Here is an 18,905-nt window from a genome sequence, read left to right as displayed (position 1 = left end):
GCGTCCCCTTCCGGCCGGTGACGATGCCGGCCGGCAGTGCGCTGGCGGCGCCACTGCGCTTCAGCGAACGCCCCATGCGTCCAGTTCCACGCAAGGCACCGGAGGGCGATTGGCATGGGAGCCGCCACGTCCGAGGACCCGGCGGCATGAGCCTGCAAGCCAACCGAGTGCTGGGGACGAGCGCCGCCATCCTGGGCCTGCTCGTGGGATGGCGACTCATCCCCATGGGACAGACGTCTGGCGCGCCTCCCGCCCCTGGCACCGCGAGTGCCCAGGGCCGCGGCCTTCCTGCCCCCGGGGCCCCCCCGGCGAGCCGTCCGCCCATGCCAGGCGCCGTCAACGCAGCCGCCCCAGCGGCGGAGTCCCTGGACGTGGAGTGGGAGGTGCTGCGCCTCTCACTGCTCGAGCGCTTCGGCTCGCGGCTGCATGAACCGTCCGTCCAGCTCCGGATGCTGGAGCAGCTCATGCGGTATTTCCAGACGCGCTCGCCGGACCGGTGGCGAGAAGAACTCCAGACCTTCCTTCGCAAAGCCTTTCCCAGTCAGCACGAAGCGCTGGCCGCCCTGCTGCGCGACCGTCTGGACTACGAGAAGTGGGTGAAGGACAACGACGCCTACCTGCGAGGGTTGGACTCGAAGCAGCGGCGTGCCGCCGTCTGGGATGCGCGCAACCGGCTCTTCGGGAAGGAGACGGCGCAGCGCCTCTGGGCATCGGAGTTGAAGCACCAGGCGCTGGTGGACGCGCTCCAGGTGATTGACGCGAGGCAGGACCTGCCCCTCCCGGAGAAGCTGGCTGCCTACAAGGCGCGGCTGGGGGAGGTCTACGGAGACGGGGCACCCGCGCAGCTCGCCCGGCATCCGCAGGAGGCGATGAACCGCTTCCTGGCGCTTCCCTCCGTCCAGCGCGAGCTGACGGGCATGACACCGGCCGAGCGCGCGCGCAGCTTGTGGGCCGTGCGCCAGGAACTGGGGCTCGATGACGAAGCGCTGCGGCGCTGGGACGCGCTGGACCAGACGCGGGAGGCCCGCTGGGAGGCGGGCCTCCGGTACATGGCGGAGCGTACAGCGCTGGCACGGACGCTCTCCGGCGATGCGCTGGAGGCCCGGCTCCAGGAGGTGCGCGCCCGCTACTTCGGCACCGAGGCGGACGTCATCGCCCAGGAGGAGGCCAGTGGCCTCTTCCGCTTCACGCGCCCCCGGCAGTGGGGGCGCAACTGAAGCGCGGACGGGGCGTCACGCCGCCTGGTTGAGCCACTCCTCGTAGGCGCGGAAGTCGTAGTCGCGCCCCAGGAAGGCATTCACCAGCCGGGCCGCGTCGTCGGAGCCACCCGGCTCCAGCACCGCGCGCCGGTAGGCCTGGGCGGGCTCCGGGGCCAGCAGCCCCTTCTGCTGGAACACCGTGAACAGGTCCTTCGCGATGACGAGCGACCACATGTACGTGTAGTAGTTGGAGGAGTACCCGTCGAGGTGGCCGAAGGAGAGGTGGAAGTAGGTGCCCTCCACGTACGGGAAGGGCGTGAACTTCCCCTGGAGCTCGCGCACGAGCGACACCGTGTCCACGCCCTCCGGCTTGCGCCGGTACAGCTCCAGGCTGAGCGCCGCGTAGAACATCTGCTGGCGCACCCACAGCCCCTTGCCGAACTCCTCCGCGCGGCGCATGCGCTCCACCACGTCCGCGGGGATGGGCTCGTTCGTCTGGTGGTGCCGGGCGAAGGTCTGGAGGCTGGCGGTGTCACGCGCCCACTCCTCCAGCATCTGCGACGGCGCCTCCACGAAGTCCCACTCCGTGCGCACGCCGGACACGCCCGCCCAGCGCGTGTGGCCGCCGAAGATGTGGTGCAGCAGGTGGCCGAACTCGTGGAAGAAGGTCTCCACGTCGCTGTGCTGGAGCAGCGCGGGCTCCGCGCCGGGACGGGGGAAGTTGCAGACCAACACCCCTTCCGGCAGCCGCCGGCCCGACTTCCCGCTGGTCAGCGTGAACTGGGCGGCGTGCTTGTACTTGTCGTCGCGCGGGTGCATGTCCAGGTAGAAGCGCCCGCGCAGCGTGGTGCCCTCGAACACGTCGTAGGCCTCCACGTCCGGGTGCCACACCGGCGCGTCCGCGACGCGGCGGTAGGTGACGCCGAACAGGCGCGCCGTCAGGTCGAGCACGCCCTGCTTCACGCGCGTGTACTCGTAGTAGGGCCGCACCACCTGCGAGTCGAAGGCGTACTGCTCCGCCTTCACGCGGTCCTCCAGGTACGCCTGGTCCCACGGGTTGACGCGCTCGGCGCCGGGGACGTCACGGCGCTTGCGCTCCAGCAGCGTGGCGTAGTCGCGCTCCATGCGCGCGCCGGACGCGGCGGCGATCTTCTCGATGAAGTCCGAGGCGGCCCGCTCGTCCCGAATCATCTTGTCCTCAGTCGCGTAGGCCGCCCAGCTCCGGTAGCCCAGCAGCGTGGCCAGCTCGTTCCGGCGGGACACCATGCGGTGCAGGACGTCCGCGTTGGCGGGGTGGCCGCGCTGGCGGAAGACGCGCCACAGCTGCTCGCGGGCCTGGGCATCCCGCGAGTACGTCATGAAGGGGACGATGTCCGGGTAGTCCGTGGTGATGCGCACCTTGCCGTCCGGCCCGGGCGGGTGGGCGCGCACGTAGTCATCGGGCAGGCCCTCCAGCGCGGACGGCGCCAGCGCCTCCGTGCGCGTGTCCTGGCGGATGTTGCGGCTGAACTCCTGGCCGATGCGGACCAGCTCCTCCTGGAGCGCCTTCACCCGGGCGCGGGTGGCGTCATCCCGGTCCACGCCCGCGCGGCGGAACTCGCGCAGCACCTTCTCCATCCACTTGCGCGTGGCGGCGTCCTCGCCGGACAAATCCAGCGCGGCCAGCACGTCATAGACGCCCCGGTCCATGCGGATGTCGTTGCCGAGCGTCTCCAGGGCCTGCTCGGCGGCCTCAGCGGCCTCGCGCATGGCGGCGTCCGGGTGCGCATGGCGGGCGACGCTGGCGCGGGCTCCGGCGTCGTCGAGCGCGGCCGTGGCCTCGTCGTAGAGCTCCAGCACCTCGCGCGTAATGTAGGGGGGACGGAGGGCCTTGAGCTGGGCGATTCCCGCTCGGGCGGCGGCCATGGCCTCCTCACCGGCGCGCGTGAATTCGGCCGGCGGACAGGTGACGAGGCGGGCGGCGTCGGGGACTTGGCTCTCTGACACAGTCTGCTCCTGGACGTGGTGACGGCGAAGGTACGGCCGCAAAGGTAATGCGCCGGACGCCGGGGAGCAGCAGGGATTGGCGGCGGAAATACAAGAGGCCGCCCGGCGCATGCACGCCCGGCGGCCTCCGTGAGACACGCGGTGCTCCCAGCCCGGCTACGGCCGTTCCGTCGGGCTCAGTGAGTTCTGTGGCTGACGGACGGCCCGTTGCACGAAGTCCGCGCCGTTGTCGTCAGAGTCCCAGCCGTTGCCGAAAGACGCGTCAGCGCCGCCCTCCGCCATGGTGGCGACGGTCGAGGTGTCCAGGGCCTTCCGCTCCAGGCTGCCGCCCGTCGCAGGGTGAGAGGGCGCCGAGGTGCCTTCTGGCGAGTTCCCGGTGCCCCACGCCACCTTGTCCACCGCCACGTCATTGACGTTGGTGGTCAGGCCAGGCCCGATGCGGATGTGACCTCCACCCGTCGTGGAGGCCGAGGCGTCGAACGAATAGGCCAGGTCCCGCGCCACGGAACCGCTGTAGTTGCTGCCCCCCAGGAGGAAGTACCCATGGGCGCGGATGACAGTCCCGGCGGGAATGGTGACGGTGCCGGCGTAAGCGGGCCCTGTCGCGGACTTGTACTGCACCTGCCAGTCGCTGAGGTCCACGTCGGTGTCCGTCGGGTTGTAGAGCTCGATGAACTCATCGGTCGCCGCGGTCCCGGTTCCGTTGCCGCCGCTCACCTCGCTGATGACGACGTGGTTGGCCACGGGGGGCGGCGACACCACCGTCACCGTGCCGTAGTTGCCCGTGCTCGCCTCCGCGACGACGCCGTCCTGGTCGCAGTACACCCACGCCTGAGCCGACTCGGGCCCTTGCGTGAAGCGGTAGCGGAAGCCGTAGATGTAGCTGCCCGGCGCCTCGATGTTCAGCGGAGCCACCAGCTCATCGTTGTTGCCCGGCGTGGCGTACCCCGCGTTCGGCTGCGCCGGCACCCACGTCCACGACTCCGGTGAGGCCGCGTCGGCTCCATAGCCCAGCTCCGCCACCAGGTGCGGGAAGCCGTCGTTGCCGTTCGTGTTCCGGGTGCTCACCTGGGGCTCGTAGAACTGGCTGTAGACGGCCTCCGCGTGGCCCGCCTGGATGGGCGTGGCGAAGGACTTCGGATACTGGATGGCGCAGTAGTCCACCGGGCCGGTGAGCTCCACGCCGCAGGACGCGTTGGCGCCGCCCGGCGTGCCCTGTCCGCCGCCCGAAAGCGGCGCCTCTGAATCACACCAGTACCAGGCGTGCTGGCTGGCCCGCGTCCCCACCACCACGGACGACAGGTTCATCGAGCGCCCCGTCGTCTGCGGGAAGGAAGCCGAGTACGCCACGTCATCCACCACGGTAGCGCCCATCTCGACGAAGAGGTGCCCCGAATGGCCAAGCTCGAAGAGCGTGCTCCCGTAGCCGTACTGGGCCGCCACGCCGCCGTTGGTGGCCACCTCCGTGTTGTTCGCGAGGACGAAGGTGCCTCGCCCCGAAACGATGAGCGGCCGGTCACCGGTCGTCAGCACGCTGAAGTCCGTCTCGCCGCCCGCGCCATCGTCGAAGCGGATGCGCAGGTTCGCGACGTCCCTCGGTCCGTCGACGGTGCTGGTCAGCTCGATGTATTCGGTGGTGTTCGCATCCGGGCGGTGCATCACCTCGCTGATGACCAACTCACCCGCCGCGGGCGCGGGCGCCGTGGCACAGGTGCCCTCGAAGCAGACGCCGTCCTGGCCCGGACAGAGCTCCGAGGTGGGCGTGTACTCGCACTCCGCCAGGCCCGCCGTCACCACGCACGCCTCCGCGTAGGTGACACGCTGCACGCCATCCTCATCACACTCCGGCGCGCGCGGCGTGCAGACGACATCGCCGCAGGGCCCCGGCACCTCGATGGAGACGAACGCCACGGTGCTGCCGTTGTTCGCGCCGTCGAAGACGCGGAGCCCGAAGTATCCGGTAGCAGCCTGGGACGGCGGCAGGGCGTGAATCACTTCCTCCGCCTGCCCCGGCGCCCGTGGCGCCGCCGTGGGCACCTCGCTGGCCAGCGCGAAGCTCTGCGCGTCCATGGGCCCGGCGCTGTAGCGCAGCTCGTAGCGGGCGGCGTTGCCCACGACGCCGTTGTCTCCCGTGGCCAGCCACGTCAGGCGGACCGTCGTGTTGTCCACCAGGCTGGCGCTCAACACGGGCTCGGCGGGCGCGACATCGTCGGTGATGGTGACCATCGTATCGACGGAGGGCAGCGCCGGGCTCTCCGTGGTCGCGGAGAGGACGAAGCTGCCCGCCTGGTCCACCGTGAGGTCGGTGAAGACGGCCACGCCCGCCACCGGCGCCACCGTCAAGGTGCCGCCCAGCGTCACCCCCGGCGCGCCCACCAACTGGAGCGTCACCGACGGCGCCGTGACATTCGACACATTGCCGAACCCATCCTGCAGCGCCACCCGCGTCTCGGACAGCGGCGCCAGGACGGTGCCCGGCTCCGGAGGAGCGACGAACACGAGCTGCACGGGCTCGCCCGCCTCCACGGTGAAGTCATACGTGTCGGCCACCGCGGCATCGCCGTCCGTGAACGTCACCGACTGCGCACCCGCCGTTTCAAAGGTGATGGTGAAGGTGTGCACGCCCTGGTCCGCCTCGGTGTACGTGTACGTCGACAGCGGCGCGGCTTCCGGGTCCGTCGACGTGGGCTCCACCGTCCCCTCGTACGCCGTCAGCACGTTGCCGAAGCGGTCCTGCGCGGAGACGGTGAAGGACTGGGGCTCGCCCGCGACACTGGGCTCCGTCGGCCCCACGACGGACAACGCCGCGAGGAGTCCAGGCTGCACCGTCACGGAGTCCATCCCCGTCAGCGTCGCCGTCAGGGTGTCCGTGACGACGAGCTGACCGCTGCCCACCGCGGCGAACGTCACATTGAAGAGGCGCTGGCCAGCGTCCGACTCGGTGAAGGTGTAGTCCGAAGGCACGGTGGCCTGGGCGTCCCCCGGAACCTCGAAGTGGACGGTGCCCTGGTAACCCGAGGCGAGGTTGCCGTGTGCATCCCGCACCGACACGGTGGCCGCCACGGGCTCGCCCGCGAGGGTCGTCGCGGAGTCCAGTTGCACCGTCAACTGCACAGCGGGGCCAGACAGGACCTGGGTGCTCACCGTCGCCGTCAGCCCCGCGTTGCCCGCATCCCGCACCGTCACCGAGCGCGCCCCAGAGGTCACCAGCGTCACCGAGAACGTGTGCTGCCCCGCGTCCTGCCCGGGAACGAAGGTGTAGTCCGCGGGCAGCGCCGCCTCCGGGTCATCCGACTCGAAGTGCACCGTGCCGGTGTAGCCCGTGACGAGGTTGCCGAAGCCATCTCGCGCGGTGACAGTGAGGCTCTGCGCCTCGCCAGCCGCCACCTCCGAGGGGAGCGCGCTCAGCGTCAACTCAGCGGCAGCCCCCGTGCTCACCTCCACCTCGAGCGTGTCGGTCAGCTCCGGCTGCGCCGTGTCCTCCACGGTGACGCTCTGGGCTCCCGCAGTCAGCAGCGTCACGCCGCTGAAGGTCCGCTGCCCCGCATCCGCCGAGGTGAACGTGTAGTCGCCCGGCAGCTCCGCCTCGGCGTCGGTGGACGTGAAGCGCACCGCGCCGGTGTAGCCCGTCGCCACGTTGTCGAAGGCGTCATGAGCCGTCACCACCACACTGCCCTCGGCGCCCGCCTCCACCGGTGAGACCAGGCCCGTGAGCGCCAGTCGGACGGCGTCGCCCGGCTCAATGGTGAACGTGTCGCTGGGCTCCGGGTTCAGCCCCGTGGCCGACGCGATGAAGCGGTGCGTTCCCGCCTGCTCCACCACCACGCCGGAGAAGGTCGCCACGCCCGCGACCGCCGCCACCTGCAACGGCGTGAAGCCGGGCACATCCTCCAGCGAGAGCGTCACTGGCGACGTGGCCGTGGTGACGACCTGTCCGTCGTCATCCAGCAGCGAGACGCGGAGGTCCGGCTGCGTGTCCCCCGCGTCACCATCCACGGGCTGCTGGGAGAAGACGAGCCGCGCGACGCCCTGCACCTGCGTCTGCACCATCAAGCTGGCGGAGCGGACCGCGTTGCCCTGGTTGTCCGCCACGCGCAACGCCACATGGTAGTTCGTGCCAGGCTGAAGTCCCGTGAGGACGGCGGCCTCCTGCGTGCCAGCCTCCGCGGGCTCGCCCAGGCCGCCCACCGGCGTCGCCTGGTTGAAGTCCGCGTCCGTCTCAATGGGGTTCAGCGAGTAATGCAGCGCATGCGACGCGGCCCGCCCCTGGTCGCCGTCATCACCCACGGCCGTCCAGGACACCGTGACGCTGTCGGGCGTGGCCGCGGTCGCGGCGAGGACAGGGATGGCGGGGAACACGTTATCGACGATGTCGAGGTCCGTGCTCGTGGCGGGCGTCAGTCCCTCCGCGGTGGCCTGGAGCTGGTAGCGGCCCTCCGTCTCCACATGCACGCTGGAGAAGGACGCCAGCCCCTCCACGGGCGCCACCTCGGTGACACCGCGCAACGGCACGCCGCCCGCCGGCACCAGGGACAGCGTCACCGAAGGCGCGCCCACGGGCGTCCGGTTGCCGTGCGCATCCTGGAGCACCACCTCCACCGCGGTCAGCGCGGCGCGCACGGACGCATGCGAGGGCACGCGCGCGAAGGCCAGCGCCGCGGTCCGGTCCGCCGTGACGCGCACGTCCTGGCGCCCCGCCAGGCCCGCCTGCGCGGCGTCCTGCACGTCGACCCGCTGGGTGCCCGCCCGCCGGAGGGTGATGCCCGTGAAGCGGAAGCGGCCCGCGTCCGCCTCCGTGAAGATGTGCCCGCCCGGCAGCGTGGCCGTGGCGTCAGAGGACTGCACGCTCAGCGTGCCGCGATAGCCACTGGCGACGTTGCCGAACGCGTCACGCACCGTCACCTCCGCATCGTGCGAGGAGCCCGCGATGGCGTTTGGCGGCAGCCCCGTCACCTCGACGGTGGCGGCGGCTGCTGGCGTCACGTCGAACGAAGGACTGACGGCGCCCTCGACGCCGGTGGCCTCGGCCTTGAGCTGATAGCCCAGGCCCGCGCGCGTCAGCACCACTTCCTGGAAGCGGGCGACGCCGTCCACGGCCTGAGCCCGGAGCGTGCCTCCCAGGGAGGCCCCACCCGGGCCAGCGGCCAGCGAGAGCGTCACCTCGCCGGTGATGGACGGAACCCGGCGGCCGTCGGCGTCCCGGAACTCGACGTCCAGTCCACCCATGGGTGCACCGGCTCGGGCCGCCAGCGAGGACGCCGCGAAGGCCAGCCGAGAGGCCCGCGGTACGGTGAAGCCGACGACGGGACGCGAGCCCAGCACCACCGCGCCGCCCTCGGCATCCACCGAGGCCGTCACCCGCTTCGAGCCGCCTCGCGTGGACACCACGGACGCGGTCGCCACGCCCTGGGCGTTCGTCCGGTCCGCCGGCTGCGTCACGGTGTTCCCGTCGCCGGAGACCTCCACCCGCACCGCGCGGCCCTCCATGGGCGAGCCGTCCTTCTGCCGCACCGTCACGGTGATGGTGACCGCGTCCACTCCGTCCGCCATCACCTGCTCCACCCGGTCCACCTGCACCGTGGAGAGCGCCGCGTCGGGCAGGGACTTCGCTGGCGGAGGGAACGGCGGCGTGGCGCTGTCACCACACCCCACCAGCACAACGCCGAGGCACAGCACGCCCAACCCCAGCAACCGGGTGAGCGCGAGAGGACAACGGGACATGAGCGGCTCCGGGAACGAACGGACCCCGCACGGAAGAGAGCACTCGCGAGGTCCCAGTGCCTTCTACCAGACAAGTCCCTTCACCACGTAGACCCCCACCAGAGCTTTGCATCCCGGGTGGAACCCGCGGGGCTGTCGTGACCCATGTCCCGCCAGGCGCGGCCCGCTACATGCCGAGCGCGGCCATGAGCGCGCCGCCGCCCAGCAGGGACTGGCCGCCGTCGCAGACCATGATGGAGCCGGTGATGTAGGACGAGCCTTCCGACGCCAGGAAGAGCGCGAGCTGGGCGATGTCCTGCTTCTTCCCGAAGCGCTGGAGCGGCAGGGCCTGGGCGAGCTTGTCGCGGCCCTCGTCGCTGGGGGCCAGCCGGCGCATGCCCTCCGTGTCGTCGATGGGGCCGGGGGTAATCGAGTTGACGCGCACGCCGGAGCCGCCCCACTCGATGGCCAGCACGCGGGTGAGCATGTCCACGCCGGCCTTGGCGGCGCAGACGTGGGCCTGCATGGCCATTGGGAGATAGGCCTGGGGCGCGGAGATGTTGATGAGGGACGCGCCCGGCTTGCGCAGGTGCTCGAAGGCGGCGCGGCTGATGTTGAAGGTGCCCAGCACGTCGATGTCCATGACGGCCTTGAAGCCGTTGGAGGACATGCCCAGCGCGGGCGCGGGGAAGTTGCCAGCGGCGCCGCACACGACGACGTCCAGCTCACCGTAGGCCTCGCACACCGTCTGGAGCGCCTTCTCCACCGCGGCGAAGTCCCGGACGTCGGCGGCCACGCCCATGGCGGTGCCGTGCGCCTGAAGCCCCTTCACCGCGGCCTCGAGCTTCTCCACGTTGCGGCCGTTGATGGCCACCTTGGCGCCCGCCTTCACGAAGGCCTCGGCGATGCCGAGGTTGATGCCACTGCTGCCGCCAGAAATGAACGCCACCTTGCCCGCGAGCAGCCCGTCCCGGAACACGCCATCAGCCATTTGGACCCGTCTCCTGTGGAAGCAACCGAGCGGGGACTTGAACAAACCCGCCGCACTGCGTCCATGACGTTCGCCGGGCCGACAGCGGAACCGGGGTCCGTATGTTAGAGGTCGCGCCATGACCCGCCGCCGCCCCGAAATCCTCGCCCCCGCAGGGGACCTCGACTCGATGAAGGCCGCGCTCGCCAGTGGCGCGGACGCCATCTATTTCGGGCTGGACGAAGGGTTCAACGCACGCGCCCGCGCGGAGAACTTCTCGCTCGCCACGCTGCCCGGGACGCTGGCGCTCGTGCACCGCGCCGGGGCTCGCGCCTATCTGACGCTGAACACCCTGGTCTTCGAGCCCGAGCTCCCGGTGGTGGAGGACATCCTGCGCCGCATCGCTGAAGCCGGCGTGGACGCGCTCATCGTCCAGGACCCCGCGATTGCGCTGGTGGCGCGCGCGGTGTGTCCACAAATGGAGGTCCATGCCTCCACGCAGATGACGATTTCGAGCGCGGAGGGCGCGCGCTTCGCCAAGGGCCTGGGCGCCACGCGCGTGGTGGTGCCGCGCGAGCTGTCCGTGGCGGAGATTCGCCGGCTGGCGTCGGAGACGGACGTGGAGCTGGAGGTCTTCATCCACGGCGCGCTCTGCATGTCGTGGAGCGGCCAGTGCCTCACCAGCGAGGCGTGGGGCGGACGCTCCGCCAACCGCGGCCAGTGCGCGCAGTCGTGCCGGCTTCCGTACGATTTGGTGGTGGATGGCCAGACGCGGGAGCTGGGGGACGTGCAGTACCTGCTCAGCCCCAAGGACCTCGCGGGGGTCATGGCGGTGCCGCGGCTCGTGGAGATTGGCGTCCACTCGCTGAAGATTGAAGGCCGGCAGAAGGGGCCGCAGTACGTCGCCACGGCGGTGCAGGGCTACCGGCGCTGGGTGGACGGCGTGTCCGCGGGGACGCCGGACACGGGCGCGCTGCGCAAGGACCTGGCGGACATGACGCTGTCGTACAGCCGGGGCTTCTCGCACGGCTTCTTCGCGGGCTCGGACCACCAGACGCTGGTGGAGGGGCGCTTCCCGAAGCACCGGGGCGCGTACCTGGGCCGCGTGGAGTCCGTGCACGGCCGCGACGTGCGCGTGGTGGACGACGTGGAGGGGCGTCCGTGGACGGGCGGGCTGGGCCAGGACGACGCGCAGGCGCGCGCGGCTGCGCCCGTGGGCAAGGTGTCCGCTCCGCTGGAGACGGAGACACCGGTGGCGGCCGAGGTGTCGCCCCGCCCCGGCATGGGCGTGGTGTTCGACGACGGGCACCCCGAGGACAAGCACGAGCCCGGCGGCCCGCTGTTCCGCGTGGAGCGCAAGGGTCGCGGCTGGGTGCTGGGCTTCGGCAATCCCGGTCCGGACATGGGCCGGGTGAGGCCGGGCCAGCGCGTCTGGATGACGAGCGACCCGTCCCTGGCGAAGCGCACGGAGGAGCTGCTGGGGCGCGGCGAGCCCGAAGGCCGCGTGCCCTTGGAGCTCACGGTGACAGGCGCCGCGGGTTCGCCGCTCACGGTGCTGGGCCGGGCGCGTGGTGGACACGTCTCCACGGTGTCCAGCGAGGTGGCGCTGGCCGAGGCGCGCGCGGGTGGCATCGACGAAGCCCTGCTGCGAGACAAGCTGGCGGCGCTGGGCGGGACGCCCTTCACGCTGACAGGCCTGGAGACGTCCGGGCTGGCGGCGGGGCTGCATCTGCCGGTGTCGGAGCTGAAGGCGCTGCGTCGCCGGCTGGTGGCGGCGCTGTCGGAAGCCGTGGCGCGCGGTCCGGTGCGGACCGTGAACGAAGGCTCCACGCTGGAGTCCCTGCGCGCGTCGCTGCGTGAGCGCGTGAAACCAGCACCCCAGGCGGTGGAGGACGTGCGCTTGCTGCCGCTGTGCCGCACGGACGAGCAGCTCGAAGCGGTGATTGCCGCGGGGCTCCCCGAGGTGGAGCTGGACTGGATGGAGCTGGTGGGCCTGCAGCGCGCGGTGGAGCGTGCGCGCGCGGCGGGGCTGCGCGTGACGATTGCCACGGTGCGCGTGCAGAAGCCGGGCGAGGAAGGCTACGACGCGCGCATCGCGAAGCTGAAGCCGGACGCGGTGCTGGTGCGGCACTGGGGCGCGATGATGCACTTCCTGGAGCGGCCTCCCGCGCCCGGGGAGACGCGCCCTGCCCTGCACGCGGACTTCTCGCTCAACGTCACCAACTCCGTGACGGCGCTGCACCTGCTGGGGCTCGGGCTGGACACGCTGACGTTCGCGCATGACCTGGACGCGGTGCAGCTCGGGGCCATGCTGGAGCACCTGCCCGCGGAGCGCTTCACGGTGACGGTGCACCACCACATCTCCACGTTCCACACCGAGCACTGCGTGTATTCCCACACGCTGTCTCACGGGCGTGACTACCGGAGCTGTGGCCGGCCGTGCGAGAAGCACCGCGTGTCCCTGAGGGACCACAAGGGGCTGGAGCACCCGGTGGTGGTGGACGTGGGGTGCAGGAACACGGTGTTCAACGCGCAGGCGCAGAGCGCGGCGTCGCTGGTGCCGTCGCTGCTCGCGCGGGGCGTGCGGCGCTTCCGGGTGGAGTTCGTGCGCGAGTCTCGCGAGGAGGCTTCGCGCGTGCTCTCCGCGTACCAGGAGCTGCTGGCGGGCCGAATCTCCCCCGCCGAGGCAGTGCGCCGCGCGGCGGTCCACGAGCAGTTCGGTGTGACGAAGGGCACGATGAAGGTGCTCAACCCCAGCTCCACCGTGCAGCGCTGACGCTGAAGGCGACCGCGCTCAGCGGGAGCCCGTGGGCACTGCGCGGCGTGAGAAGCGCAGGACAGCCCGGAACACGTCTTCCGTGGCGTCCGCGTCCAGCCCCTGCGCCTCGGCCCACTGGCGCCGGGTCTCCAGCAGGCTCGCCTCGCGCTCCGCGTCGGGCAGCGGCAGTCCGTGCTCGGACTTCAGGTGGGCGGCTTGCTGGATGAGCTGAGCGCGACGATTCAGGAGCTGCACCAACTCCTGGTCCAACGCGTCCACGCGCTCCCGGACTTCCGTCAGCCCAGGCGGCGCGGCGACAGGCTCCGGCGTACCCGAGCGCCCTGAATCACAGCCCAGGTGGAGCTGCGTGAGGGCATCCAGCAGCCGCACCCGCGCGTCCCGCGCGTAGGGGTTCTCCGACTGCACGACGCCGAAGAGGTGGGGCACCTCCAGCCGCGCGTACTCCTCCAGGCGGGCCACCGGCTGGAAGCTGGGCGGCGCGAAGGGCAGGTCCTTCCCAGCCTCTGCCTTGAGCAGCCCGTGGGCCAGGAAGAAGGTGAGCACATGCGTGCGCGCCATCAGCGCGTCGTGCGCATCCGGCGACAGCTCCGTCACCTCGCAGCCGATGCGCTCGAACAGCGCCCGGGCCTTGCGCACGGCCTCCGGGTGCAGCTCATTCGGGCACACCACCGTGCGGCGCGGCAGGTCGCCCCTGGCCAGACTGGCCGGGCCGAACAGCGGATGCGTGCCTGCCCAGGGGATGTCCCGCCCCAGCACCGAGGCGAGCACCTGCACGGGCCTCACCTTGACGCTGCCGACGTCGAGCACCGTCTGCGTTGGCGACAGGTGCGGCCGAAGCGCCTCCAGCACCGAGCGCATGGCGGACACGGGCATGGCAAGCACCACCAGCCCGGCGCCTTCAACAGCCTGGGCCAGCGTCAATGCCCTCAGTGCCGCGGGCACGTCGTCCTGGCTCGGCTCGTACACCCGATGCCGGAGGCCCGCTTCCAGCAGGAGGCCAGACAGGGCACGGCCAAAGCGGCCGTACCCCAGCAGCGCGATGCTCTCCGTCATGTCACCGGGCTCCGAATCCAAGGTGTCCCTGGAACTCTCGCATCGGCGACACGGGGGACGAAAGCCCCTCGGGGTGGATGCTCAACGCCCCTGGAAGTGAGGGGGGCGGCGTTCCGCGAACGCGGAGAAGGCTTCGGCGAGGTCATGGGATTGGAGGAACGCGGAGTTCCACACCGCCACATAACGCAGACCATCCGCGATGGATTTGTCCGCGCAGTACTCCATGACCTGCTTGGCGCCTTGGACAACGAGCGGGGGATTCTCGGCGATGCGCTTCGCGGTCGCCCGGGCCTCCTCCAGCAGGGCCTCCGGCGTGGGGAACACCTCGTTCACCAGCCCCATGCGCAGCGCGCGCGCCGCGTCCACGTCACCGCCGGTGTAGGCCAGCTCGCGCGTGTGGCCCTCGCCGATGATGCGAGGCAGGCGCTGGAGCGCGCCCAGGTCGGCGACGATGCCTACCTTCACCTCGCGCAGGGAGAACTTCGCCTCCTGGGAGCAGTACCGGAAGTCACACGCGGCGATGAGGTCCATCCCGCCGCCGATACACCAGCCGTGCACGGCGGCGATGACGGGCTTGCGGCAGCGGGCCAGGCCCTCTGTCGCCTGCTGCATGTCGCCAATCAGCGACAGCAGCTTCAAGCGCTCCAGGGCCAGGTTGCCTTCACCGGTGAGCAGCGGCCCCAGGGACTCCATCATCCCCATGAGGTCCAGGCCGAAGGTGAAGTGCTTGCCCTCGCCGCGAACCAGCATGACGCGGACGGCGTCATCCGCATCCAGCGCGCGGATGGCCTCGGGCATCTCGCGCCAGAAGTCGGGCCCCATGGCGTTGCCCTTGCCGGGGCCGGTGAGCACCAGCTCGGCGACGCCTTCGTTCTTCTCGATGCGCAGCGACTTGTAGGTCCCGTCCATTCAGGCCTCCGATTCAAGACGTCAGCCGAACTCCACCACCCGCATGCCGAACAGGCGGTCCACCGCGAGGAGCAGGTCGTCATTCACCTGCACCTTGATGGACGTGTTGCCGATGAGCGCCTCGCCCTCACCCTTGAAGAGCACGCTCACCGCCACGGGCGTGGCGCCGGCGTACTTCTTCGCCAGCTCGTGCAGCTTCGCCACCCGCTCCTCCGTGAGCAGGTCCGCCGGCACGCGCAGCTCCAGGCGCTTGGTGCGCTTCTCACGCACCGCCTTGAGGCTCTGGATGTCGTCGACGATGAGCTCCGGCGTCGGCGAGTCCTCGTCACGCTGGCTGATCTGCACCGTGCCGGACACCAGGATGGGGTCGTCCGACTTGAGCAGGTGCTCCCAATTCTCGAAGCCCGGCTTGGGGCCCTGCTTCGCCCACTTGCCGTCCCGGCCCATCACGTTGCGCGTGCCGTCCTTGCCCGGGAAGCACACCAGCTCGATGGAGCCGGACAGGTCCTCAATCGTCACCCACGCCATGCGCTTGCCCGTCTTCGTGGGCCGCTCGCGCAGCACCGTGACGATGCCCGCCACCGTGAGCTTGTCGTCCCTGCGCGCGCGCTGCACCGCCGTAATCGGCCGCGCGTAGCGCTTCAGCTCCTTGTCGTACTGGTGCAGCGGATGGCCGGACACGTAGAAGCCAATGGCCTCCTTCTCCAGCGACAGCCGCTCCTTCTCCGACCAGTCCTCCACCTCGACGTAGTCGTCCTTCAGCGCGCCGCCCCCGCCGTCCGAGGACGGGCCGGCCAGCATTCCGAACAGCGAGCTCTGCCCGGCCGCCTTGTCCTTCTGGCTGGCCGAGCCGCGGTTCATCGCCTTCTCGATGGTGTCGAAAATCTGCCGGCGCGAGCGCTTCTCGAAGTCGAAGGCCCCCGCCTTCACCAGCGCCTCCATCACCTTCCGGTTCACCTTGCGGCTGTCCACGCGCTCGCAGAAGTCGAACAGACTCTTGAAGGGGCCGTCCTTGCGCGCCTCCAGGATGGACTCGATGGCGCCCTCGCCCACGCCCTTGATGGCGCCCAGGCCGAAGCGAATCTTCCCGCTCACCGCGCCGAACTCCATGTCGGACTGATTCACGTCCGGCGGCAGCACCTCGAGGCCCGACTCGCGCGCCTCGCCGATGTGCTTCACCACCTTGTCCGTGTTGTCCTTCTCGCTGGAGAGAAGGGCCGCCATGAACTCGCAGGGGAAGTGCGCCTTCAGCCAGGCCGTGTGGATGGTGACCAGGCCGTAGGCCGCCGAGTGGCTCTTGTTGAAGCCGTACTCGGCGAACTTCTCCATCAGGTCGAAGATTTCACCGGCGACCTTGAGGTCGACGTTGTTCTTCGCGCAGCCCTCGAGGAAGCCGGCCCGCTCGGCCTGCATGACCTCGGCCTTCTTCTTGCCCATTGCGCGGCGGAGCAGGTCCGCGCGGCCCAGGGTGTAGCCACCCAGGACCTGCGAAATCTGCATCACCTGCTCCTGGTACACGATGACGCCGTACGTGTCCTTGAGCACCGGCTCCAGCGCGGGGTGCGGGTATGACACCTTCTCCCGGCCGTGCTTGCGGTTGATGAAGACGTCCACCATGCCGGAGTCCAGCGGACCCGGGCGGTAGAGCGCGCCGGCGGCGATGACGTCTTCAAAGCAGTTCGGCTTGAGCTTCACGACCATTTCCGTGAAGCCGCTGGACTCCATCTGGAAGACGCCGGCCGTGTCGCCCTTGGCCATCAACTCCCACGTCTTCTCGTCGTTGAGCGGAATCTCGTGCCGCGGGATGTCCTTGTCGTGGTTGCGCTTCACCAGATTCAGCGCGTGCTGAATCACCGTGAGCGTCTTCAGCCCGAGGAAGTCGAACTTCACCAGGCCGGCCGCCTCCACCTCGTCCTTGGCGAACTGGGTGATGAGCGTCTTCTCACCGGGCGGCTGGTAGACGGGCACGAACTCCCAGAGCGGCTTGTCGGCAATCACCACGCCGGCGGCGTGCATGCCGGGCTGGCGGTGCAGGCCCTCCAGCGCGAGCGCGATTTCGAGCACGTCCTTGGTGGTGACGGGCTTGCCTTCCACCTCGCCGAGGTTGGAGGGCGTCTGCATCATCTCCTTGAGGCGAGGCTCCATCTCGATGGCCTCCTTCAAGGTGATGTTGAGCACCTCCGGCACCAGCTTCGCGATGCGGTCACCTTCACTGAAGGGCAGCGCGAACACGCGGCACACGTCGCGCAGCACGCTCTTCGCCTTCAGCGAGCCGAAGGTGATGATCTGCCCCACGTTCATCTCGCCGTACTTCCGGCCGACGTACTGGATGACCTCGTCCCGGCGGTCCTGGCAGAAGTCGATATCGAAGTCGGGCATCGACACGCGCTCCGGGTTCAGGAAGCGCTCGAACAGGAGGTTGTACGGGATGGGGTCCACGTCGGTGATGCGCAGCGCGTAGGCCACCAGGCTGCCGGCGCCGGAGCCACGGCCCGGGCCCACCGGGATGTTCATCTTCTTCGCCCAGTTGATGAAGTCCTGGACGATGAGGAAGTAGCCGCTGAACCCCATCTTCTGGATGACGCCCAGCTCCAGCGACAGGCGCGCCTGGTACTGCTCGCGGTCGATGGGATAGGTGACGGTGGCCGCCAGCTCCTTGAAGCGCTCGCGCAGGCCCTCATACGCCAGCTCCGCCATGAAGCTGTCCGGCGTGTGGCTGTCGGGCACCTTGAAGGTGGGCAGCATCGGCTTGCCCAGCTTGAGCTCCAGGTTGCACTGCTCAGCGATGCGCTGGGTGTTGTGGACCGCCTCGGGGATGTCCTTGAAGAACTCCAGCATCTCCGTGGGGCTGGTGACGTAGAGCTTGTCCGTGGAGTGCTTCATGCGCTTGCCGTCCGCCAGCGTCTTGCCGCTGGCGATGCACATGAGCAGTTCGTGGGCGCGCGCGTCCTCGCGCTTGATGTAGTGCGCGTCCGCGGTGGCGCACAGCGGGATGTCCAAATCACGCGAGAGCTGCTTGAGGTTCTCGTTCGCCTTGTCCTGCTCCGGCATCCCGTTGGACTGCACCTCCAGGAAGAAGTGCCCCGGGTCGAAGATGTCCTTGTACTCCTGCGCCGCGCGCCGGGCGTGGTCCATGTCGCCGCGGAAGCACGCGCTGGTGACTTCACCGCCCAGGCACGCGGTGAGCGCGAAGAGGCCCTTGCTGTGCTCGGCGAGCACCTTCTTGTCGATGCGCGGGTGGTAGTAGAACCCGTGCATGTACGCGGTGGAGGAGAGGTAGCGCAGGTTGGCGTAGCCCTCCGCGTCCTTCGCCACCAGGATGAGGTGGTGGGAGACCTTCTCGGAGCGGTCCTCACGCCCCTTGGGTCCGGCGACGTAGGCCTCCATGCCCAGAATCGGCTTGATGCCGGCGTCCTTCGCCTTCTTGTAGAAGTCGATGGCGCCGAACATGTTGCCGTGGTCCGTCACGGCGACGCTGCTCATCCCCTTCTCCTTCACCGTCTTGATGAGGTCCTTCATCCGGATCGCCCCATCGAGGAGCGAGTAGAGGGTGTGCAGGTGGAGGTGGGTGAAGGACATAAGCGCGTTCCGCTCCTGGAGGCCGGGGGGCCGCCGAACACTAGAGCCCCGCTCCCCTGCTCGCCAGTCCAGTGTTGTTCCTGGCCCGGTGAGCATACGGGCGGCTTCATACTTCTTCACGCCTCGTACAAGCCCCTGCAATGGCGGGCCGGCACATTGCTCTCCGTCGCCGCGAGTCGTGGCGACGTCACGTGGAGCCATCCCGCGCTCCACCCAGGAGAGAAAGCCATGATGAAAAGGTTCGCCGTCGTCGGCTCCGCGATGCTCGCCGTCGCCCTGCTCAGCGGCTTCGCGCTGCGGGGAGGCCCCCGCTGGGGCAAGGACCCGGAGCGCGTGAAGCAACTGGTGACGTGGAAGCTCGACGACAAGCTGGACACCCTGGACGCCACCGAGTCCCAGCGCCAGTCCATCCACGCCGTGAAGGAGCGCCTGTTCTCCGACGGGATGCAGATGATGAAGGAGCACCGCGCGGTGCGCGAGGAGGCCTTCCAACAGCTCTCTTCGGACACGCCGGACCGGCAGAAGCTCCACGCCCTGGTGGACGCACGCATCGAGGCCATGCGCGCCTTCGCTCACCAGGCGACAGACGCCGCCCTGGAGGTCCACGGCACGCTGACGCCGCGGCAGCGCCAGGAGCTGGCCGAGCAGTTCCGCCAGCACGTAGGCCCATAGCCCGCGCGCACGCCACCGTGGCGTCAGGACAGGTGGTGTGTGTGCCGGCGGGAAAGGG

The 18,905-nt window shown here is 69.9% G+C and carries 9 protein-coding genes; 3 read left to right on the top strand and 6 right to left on the bottom strand.

Annotated elements, in window-relative coordinates:
- Positions 1 to 146 precede the first annotated feature (146 nt).
- The gene (locus HV824_RS21150; protein WP_176416907.1) at positions 147 to 1,217 is read left to right on the top strand and encodes a hypothetical protein; all 1,071 of its coding nucleotides are present in this window, start codon (positions 147 to 149) and stop codon (positions 1,215 to 1,217) included.
- 15 nt (positions 1,218 to 1,232) lie between these two features.
- Here the strand turns inward: HV824_RS21150 and HV824_RS21145 are convergent, their stop codons facing one another.
- The 3 genes from HV824_RS21145 to HV824_RS21135 form a co-directional block, all read right to left on the bottom strand.
- Positions 1,233 to 3,185 (bottom strand): M3 family metallopeptidase, encoded by a 1,953-nt coding sequence (locus HV824_RS21145; RefSeq protein ID WP_176416906.1) that lies wholly within the window; start codon positions 3,183 to 3,185, stop codon positions 1,233 to 1,235.
- A 156-nt stretch (positions 3,186 to 3,341) separates the two neighbouring features.
- Entirely contained in the window at positions 3,342 to 8,906 is a 5,565-nt protein-coding gene (locus tag HV824_RS21140; RefSeq protein ID WP_176424070.1) for a lamin tail domain-containing protein, read from the bottom strand.
- Between the two features lie 166 nt (positions 8,907 to 9,072).
- On the bottom strand, positions 9,073 to 9,876 hold the full coding sequence (locus HV824_RS21135; RefSeq protein WP_176424069.1) for an SDR family oxidoreductase: 804 nt from the start codon (positions 9,874 to 9,876) through the stop codon (positions 9,073 to 9,075).
- 118 nt (positions 9,877 to 9,994) lie between these two features.
- Here HV824_RS21135 and HV824_RS21130 point away from each other — a divergent pair, with 118 nt between their 5' ends.
- Complete coding sequence (locus tag HV824_RS21130; RefSeq protein WP_176424068.1) at positions 9,995 to 12,631, top strand: U32 family peptidase; 2,637 nt, start codon at positions 9,995 to 9,997, stop codon at positions 12,629 to 12,631.
- A gap of 18 nt (positions 12,632 to 12,649) precedes the next feature.
- Here the strand turns inward: HV824_RS21130 and HV824_RS21125 are convergent, their stop codons facing one another.
- The 3 genes from HV824_RS21125 to dnaE all read right to left on the bottom strand — a co-directional run bounded on the left by HV824_RS21125 (position 12,650) and on the right by dnaE (position 18,175).
- Positions 12,650 to 13,687 carry a prephenate dehydrogenase/arogenate dehydrogenase family protein gene (locus HV824_RS21125; protein ID WP_176424067.1) on the bottom strand — a complete coding sequence of 346 codons (1,038 nt, stop codon included), beginning with the start codon at positions 13,685 to 13,687 and terminating at the stop codon, positions 12,650 to 12,652.
- Between the two features lie 81 nt (positions 13,688 to 13,768).
- Positions 13,769 to 14,596 carry a crotonase/enoyl-CoA hydratase family protein gene (locus HV824_RS21120; protein ID WP_176424066.1) on the bottom strand — a complete coding sequence of 276 codons (828 nt, stop codon included), beginning with the start codon at positions 14,594 to 14,596 and terminating at the stop codon, positions 13,769 to 13,771.
- 21 nt (positions 14,597 to 14,617) lie between these two features.
- Positions 14,618 to 18,175, bottom strand: a complete 3,558-nt coding sequence (dnaE, locus tag HV824_RS21115; protein WP_176416901.1) for a DNA polymerase III subunit alpha — start codon at positions 18,173 to 18,175, stop codon at positions 14,618 to 14,620.
- Positions 18,176 to 18,403: 228 nt separating this feature from the next.
- Here dnaE and HV824_RS21110 point away from each other — a divergent pair, with 228 nt between their 5' ends.
- On the top strand, positions 18,404 to 18,847 hold the full coding sequence (locus HV824_RS21110; protein WP_255208209.1) for a Spy/CpxP family protein refolding chaperone: 444 nt from the start codon (positions 18,404 to 18,406) through the stop codon (positions 18,845 to 18,847).
- The last annotated feature ends 58 nt before the right edge of the window (positions 18,848 to 18,905 follow it).

This window comes from Myxococcus sp. AM009 (assembly GCF_013372605.1).
GTDB lineage: Bacteria > Myxococcota > Myxococcia > Myxococcales > Myxococcaceae > Myxococcus > Myxococcus vastator.
This window is presented reverse-complemented; position numbering and strand designations above follow the sequence as displayed.